General features: G+C 44.2%; 5 protein-coding genes. 1 reads left to right on the top strand and 4 read right to left on the bottom strand.

Annotated features, from left to right (window positions below; all coding sequences use genetic code 11):
• Nucleotides 1–117 precede the first annotated feature (117 nt).
• A complete protein-coding gene (locus tag Q1A70_RS18710; RefSeq protein ID WP_299695256.1) occupies nt 118–264 on the top strand; it encodes a hypothetical protein in 147 nt (48 codons plus the stop codon).
• 633 nt (nt 265–897) lie between these two features.
• Here Q1A70_RS18710 and Q1A70_RS18705 read toward each other — a convergent pair.
• From Q1A70_RS18705 to Q1A70_RS18690, 4 genes are all read right to left on the bottom strand, one after another.
• On the bottom strand, nt 898–1,545 hold the full coding sequence (locus Q1A70_RS18705; protein WP_299695259.1) for a DedA family protein: 648 nt from the start codon (nt 1,543–1,545) through the stop codon (nt 898–900).
• A 50-nt stretch (nt 1,546–1,595) separates the two neighbouring features.
• Nucleotides 1,596–2,687 carry a calcium:proton antiporter gene (locus Q1A70_RS18700; RefSeq protein WP_299695262.1) on the bottom strand — a complete coding sequence of 364 codons (1,092 nt, stop codon included), beginning with the start codon at nt 2,685–2,687 and terminating at the stop codon, nt 1,596–1,598.
• Nucleotides 2,688–2,884: 197 nt separating this feature from the next.
• Nucleotides 2,885–3,286 (bottom strand): hypothetical protein, encoded by a 402-nt coding sequence (locus Q1A70_RS18695; protein WP_299695265.1) that lies wholly within the window; start codon nt 3,284–3,286, stop codon nt 2,885–2,887.
• Nucleotides 3,287–3,528: 242 nt separating this feature from the next.
• Nucleotides 3,529–5,277: a sodium:solute symporter family protein gene (locus Q1A70_RS18690; protein ID WP_299695268.1), complete on the bottom strand. Its 1,749-nt coding sequence runs from the start codon at nt 5,275–5,277 to the stop codon at nt 3,529–3,531.
• Nucleotides 5,278–5,552: the final 275 nt, after the last annotated feature.

Raw genomic sequence — 5,552 nt, 5'->3', positions numbered from 1 at the left:
TCGGAGTCAATAAGAGAATGTCTCTGATCTGATCGTACGATTCTGATTTAGTTCACTCGATTTACGCAACAAAGCCATAATGATAGTCAAACTTATCAAGACGGAGTGGTCGAGAAAGTGTCTGGCCAATCTGGGTATATCGGCATGATTGCTTTTAAGCCTCTGAATGATAATGGGACTGCACTAGCTGTAGCAGGTACGACGCAAGGTCAGAACGATCTTCTTCGTACTGGGGCGCGCCGATATGAGCTACAGTTTGACTGATAAGCAATCATTCAATGTCATGGGTATTACTGTCGACAACTCGATTTATGGGACCGAAGCTCGTGGAGTAGTTAATTACCGTTACGAGTTTAATTAAGCCAGCCATAGACCTGAAAGTGACAAAACGAATCGAGTCCAAAGAACGGTTCTTTGGACTCGATAGTTAGATAATACTCAAAAATAAGTATAAATAGTTTAGGGCGTGTTGATCTTTCGAGCTGATTTTTGCAGCGAGTTGCTGGGTATTTATACAAGGCAGAGGCGTCGATGTGTAGTAGCCTACATGAGAAGCCGATGACGTAGTAGAAATGACCAGCAAACGCTGCCCGAAGGGTTCGGCTAAAAGCGCTTTACTCTTTGTTGAGGGAGATTTGCTTAGAGTGACTAGGCTACTTCCCCCTCGCCGCGATTAAAACGCTTTAATCTCGAACAAAATTTAACCGCGAAAAGTCAACACGCCCTAGTTATTTAATTGATAGAAGCGACCCACAAGGTAACGATAGTTTCCCTATTTGTAGGTAGTTTTTTTGCGTCGTACAATCACTCACATTCAACTTGTTAAAGAGCTATATTTGTCAATGTTTGTTGGTTCTATTATTAAAACCTACATCGTTGACATATTTGGTTTTGGTCTTAATTGACCTCACCCCTTTTTAGTAGAATTCTGCGACAAACACCAATCACAGCAATCGCCATCGAAACAGCACTCGCTATAAGAATTCCCTTTGTGATCATTTCTTGATAATCCGTCAGTGAAGGGTTCAGCATTAGCCACTTACCACACGTCATAAGCAGCAAGCACCAAATGGTTGAACTCGTCACCCCAAGTGCAATCGTTCTCACATAGCTCAAATTAGACAGTCCCATTAACATGGGTGTTAATACGCGCACAAAAGGGATAAATCGAGAGATAAACAGTGAAACAAACCCATACTTTTTGAGTAGATGTCGAGCCCTTGTCAATGATCCGTCAGGTAATATACGCTCTAAAAATGCCATAAAGCGCGGTCGTTGCAGTAAACGTCCTTGATAGTAGGCAATCGCATTCCCTGTGGAGGCAACCACACAGAGTGTGATGAGCGTCGGGTAAAAGTCGATAACGCCCAAACCAACTAATCCTCCGGCAAATAGAACTAAGGCGTCGCCGGGCAAAGGCAAAAATACGAAACTAGACTCTAAGAGCAAAATCAATCCAAGAAGTAGGATTAGCCCATAAAGGGTATCCATGCCTTGAAGCGTTGCGAAATCATGGTTCCATACGGCGATCAATGTTTCTTGCATGTCTTAATCACAATGAGAGTACCCCGCAAGAGCGGGGTATGGATTCAAATTTATTCAAACATCAAAATGATGTAAGCGACGAATAGAATAAGGTGCGCAGCACCGTTCAGTGAGTGTGTTCTACCACTACTGAAACTGATGCCCGTCATAATCAGCGTCGTGACAAGTAAGACCATCTCAGCAGGCTCCAATCCAAGCAAGATCGGTGTCGCGATCACTTCTGAGATCAGTAGCACTGCTGGTACCGTCAGGGCGATAGTCGCCAAGACCGAGCCAAAGAATAGGTTCATTGCTCGCTGAAGCTGGTTATGCATGGCTGCTTTAGCTGCGCCCACTGCCTCGGGAGCTAAGATTAGGATAGCGACAATGAGACCTCCCAGTGCTGGTGGTGCTCCAACAGAAACCATGGCGCCATCGATCGGAATCGCTAGGCTTTTTGCCATTAAGATCACTACCATAAGGTAGGCGACTAACATGATCGAGTGATAGGAGTTGCTCTTCAATGGACCATGAAACTCATGATCATCCTCGTGACCATCATCAACGAAAAAGTGCGTGTGACTTTTTGTTTGTATGAATAGAAATACGGCATACAAGACAATGGAAACTAAGACGAGTGTCAGTGTGAGTGGTAATGACATCGCCCCAAACTCGTTGACGGATGTGAAGTTTGGTAGCACTAAGCAAAGTAGTGCTAATGGCACGATCGCAACCAGGTACGATTTAAGTCCATCAATGTTGTACTTCTGTGTGTGATACTTCACACCACCAATCAGCAGTGTAATGCCCACTAGGCCGTTTAAAACCGTCATGATAACAGCAAACATAGTGTCACGAGCAAGAACAGGATTTGAGTCGCCTGTTAGCATCACAGAAGAGATCATGACAACTTCAAGTAAAATGACCGAGAGGGTCAGTATGAGAGTCCCATAAGGGTCTCCCAGCTTAATCGCTAGAGCATCTGAGTGACGAACAACGGCAAATATTGCTGCCATCACAACGATGAACAACACAGCAGTTAAAACGACCCCTTGTGCCGACACGAGTTGGCCGAGCAGTACGTTATCGCCTCCTGATTTGAAGAAGACAACAGTTAGTGCTGCGGTAAAGAGTACATACTCTTGTTTGATAAATTTGAGCATTAAATGTCTTCCCCGGTATTTAAAAAGAAAGAAAACGTGCCCATGGGATGTACACATACGTTCGGTATGTGCTGGATCAAGTAATTAGATAGGCTCACCAGAGACTCCAATCATTACGTGGATCTATCACCGCAAAGAGAAGATGTTCTTGTACGGTGCAAACGAAACGAATCACTCAGATGGACTGAGTGCGAGTTCTAGTGATTAGAAGGATCTTTGTGGGAATACAATAAGTTGCCATCTTTCCAACCGGATATACGAGATGAGCGAGGTTGCGGTCGGTTCATCCAAAGTAGATCGTAGGAAGGTAGAGGTGCATCTTGGGAAGCAAGTTTGAGTAATGGCGGAGCGAGAAAAGCGACCAATAAATGATAGGTGCCTTCAAATGTTCGTTCACCTCCAGAAGAATTACCGAGCCCTCTGCGTGATGGAATAGCTACATCATTTAGGGCGTCGTTAAACGTTAGCTTGTTGGTGTCCTCTAGTTCTCCTTCAGCAGTTGCTATCAGCGCCTTGTCTGCGACCGCTTCAGCAATAGAGCTGTGGTGGTAATTATTGCCATCAATTTCCAGGTGCACAAAATCAGTAACAATATGCAAGCATACTGCTATGATCAGGCCGACGAAAATTTTGATGCAATGGGATACCATGTTATTACTCAGAAACTCTAGGTTTATTAAATTAACCTAGCGATTATACACTGTCTAATAGCAAAGCAACTAGCAGATTAATGGTCATTTCACGAAATTATTAATGTCTCAATTGTAACAAAAAGTCCCGGCGAGTGCCGGGACTAGGTTAGGGGAGATTAGAGTTCAGTACTTAGCTGCAAGGTAACCTCTTATTGTATTTGTGGTGCTGATTTCTTGGCCGCTGTTACGAGTAGTACACCGACTACTAATACTAGAGAACCACAGACAAGGAATAGGCCTCTACCCATAATATCATTTGGAATCAGTGCCATCGCTAGGACTCCGAAACCTGCGATACAGATAAGGTTACCCAGCATACTGCGTTGCTTGGTATCCAGGTCCTGCTGCTCTTCTGAATCTGCGACAACAGGTGTATCCCAGTTTTTGAATAGCTCTGTCACTTCTGCTTCACGCTCTGTAGTACGGCATGGCTTGTTGCGATACGCGTACACAATCGCCATGAAGAAGCCACCCGTCAAGATTACGTGTGCCATAAGGCTTAGCGTCACTTTCAAATCAGACCATTCACGACCTGTTAGTGCCTGATCAAGGTTGAACCAACTTTCGATATGGTGAGCTTCTAGTGAAATACCAAAGTAGTAAGAAACAAAACCGCCGACGATGAGTGTTGCCCAAGCAGACCAGTCCGGTGTATTGCGGAATATGAAACCTAATAGTACAGGGATGAGCATCGGGAAGCCGATCAATGCACCAACGTTAAGTACGATATCGAACAGGCTTAGATGGCGCAGAGAGTTAATGTATAGACCAACACCGATAATGAAGAAGCTCATCAATACCGTTGTAAGCTTACTCACTGCCATCAGCTCACGCTGTGATGCGTTTGGACGGAGGATTGGATTGTAGAAGTTAAGTACAAAAATACCTGCGTTACGGTTTAGACCAGAGTCCATCGAGGACATGGTTGCAGCAAACATCGCTGACATAAGTAAACCGACCATACCTGCTGGCATCAGTTTTTGTACGAATGCTAGGTAAGCGGCATCGTTACCCACTTCGTAGTTCGCTGCAAAGTCCGGCATGTAAGCAGCTACGTACCAAGGTGGTAGGAACCAAATGACTGGACCAAGAACCATTAGCGCACAAGCAAGTCCTGCGGCTTTACGAGCGTTGTCACTGTCTTTAGCACATAGGTAACGGTAAGCGTTGATGCTGTTGTTCATTACACCAAATTGCTTGATAAAGATGAACACTACCCAAAGGATAAAGATGCTCATGTAGTTCAGGTTGTTACCAGTGACAAAGTTGCCTTCGAAGTTACTGACAATTTCACCCATACCACCACCGTAGAAGTATGCGGCAATCGCGCAAGTGATGGTTACCGCCATGATGACAAGCATCTGCATGAAGTCAGATGCGACAACAGCCCAAGAGCCTCCTGTTACCGCCATCAGCATGAGAACGACACCCGTGACAACGATCGTCATTTCCATCGGAATATCAAATACAGCAGCAACGAAAATGGCTAGGCCGTTTAGCCAGATACCTGACGAGATAAGGCTGTCTGGAATACCCGCCCACGTAAAGAACTGCTCTGAAGTTTTACCAAAACGGATGCGAATTGCATCAATTGCGGTAACAACTCTTAGCTGTCTGAATTTTGGTGCAAAGTAGAGATAGTTACAGAAGTAACCAAAAGCATTCGCCAAGAATAGAATTACGACGACGAAGCCATCACTGAATGCGCGTCCTGCGGCACCGGTAAACGTCCATGCTGAAAACTGGGTCATAAATGCGGTTGCACCAACCATCCACCACAGCATCTTACCGCCCCCACGGAAGTAATCACTGGTTGAAGTAGAGAATTTTCGGAACATCCACCCTATTGCTATGAGAAACATAAAATAGGCAAGAACTACAATAGTATCTATGGTCATTTGGATTAGCCTGTTGTTATCAGAAATAGTCGAGGCAAGACTATGTTTTAAGGATATGGTTTTGTAGTACAAATGACTTGATATGTGATAATTAACACGGAAATTTTATTGATCAACTTTTAAAAACAACTAGGGCGCGTTGATCTTTCGTGAGTATTTTTTGAACAGCATGGTAAAGAGTTATAATTTGCTTCGCCAAAAGGTAAGCGTCTTTAAATCGACTCATTCAATCCTTTCAATAAACGTCGTAACCTTTAACTTTGATCGTTAAAGGT

Source organism: uncultured Vibrio sp. (assembly GCF_947488985.1).
GTDB lineage: Bacteria > Pseudomonadota > Gammaproteobacteria > Enterobacterales > Vibrionaceae > Vibrio.
This window is presented reverse-complemented; position numbering and strand designations above follow the sequence as displayed.

Excerpts from the sequence above, each read along its gene's own strand:
- Q1A70_RS18705 (WP_299695259.1), bottom strand. The coding sequence starts at position 1,545 with ATGCAAGAAACATTGATCGCCGTATGGAACCATGATTTCGCAACGCTT.
- Q1A70_RS18700 (WP_299695262.1), bottom strand. The coding sequence starts at position 2,687 with ATGCTCAAATTTATCAAACAAGAGTATGTACTCTTTACCGCAGCACTA.
- Q1A70_RS18690 (WP_299695268.1), bottom strand. The coding sequence starts at position 5,277 with ATGACCATAGATACTATTGTAGTTCTTGCCTATTTTATGTTTCTCATA.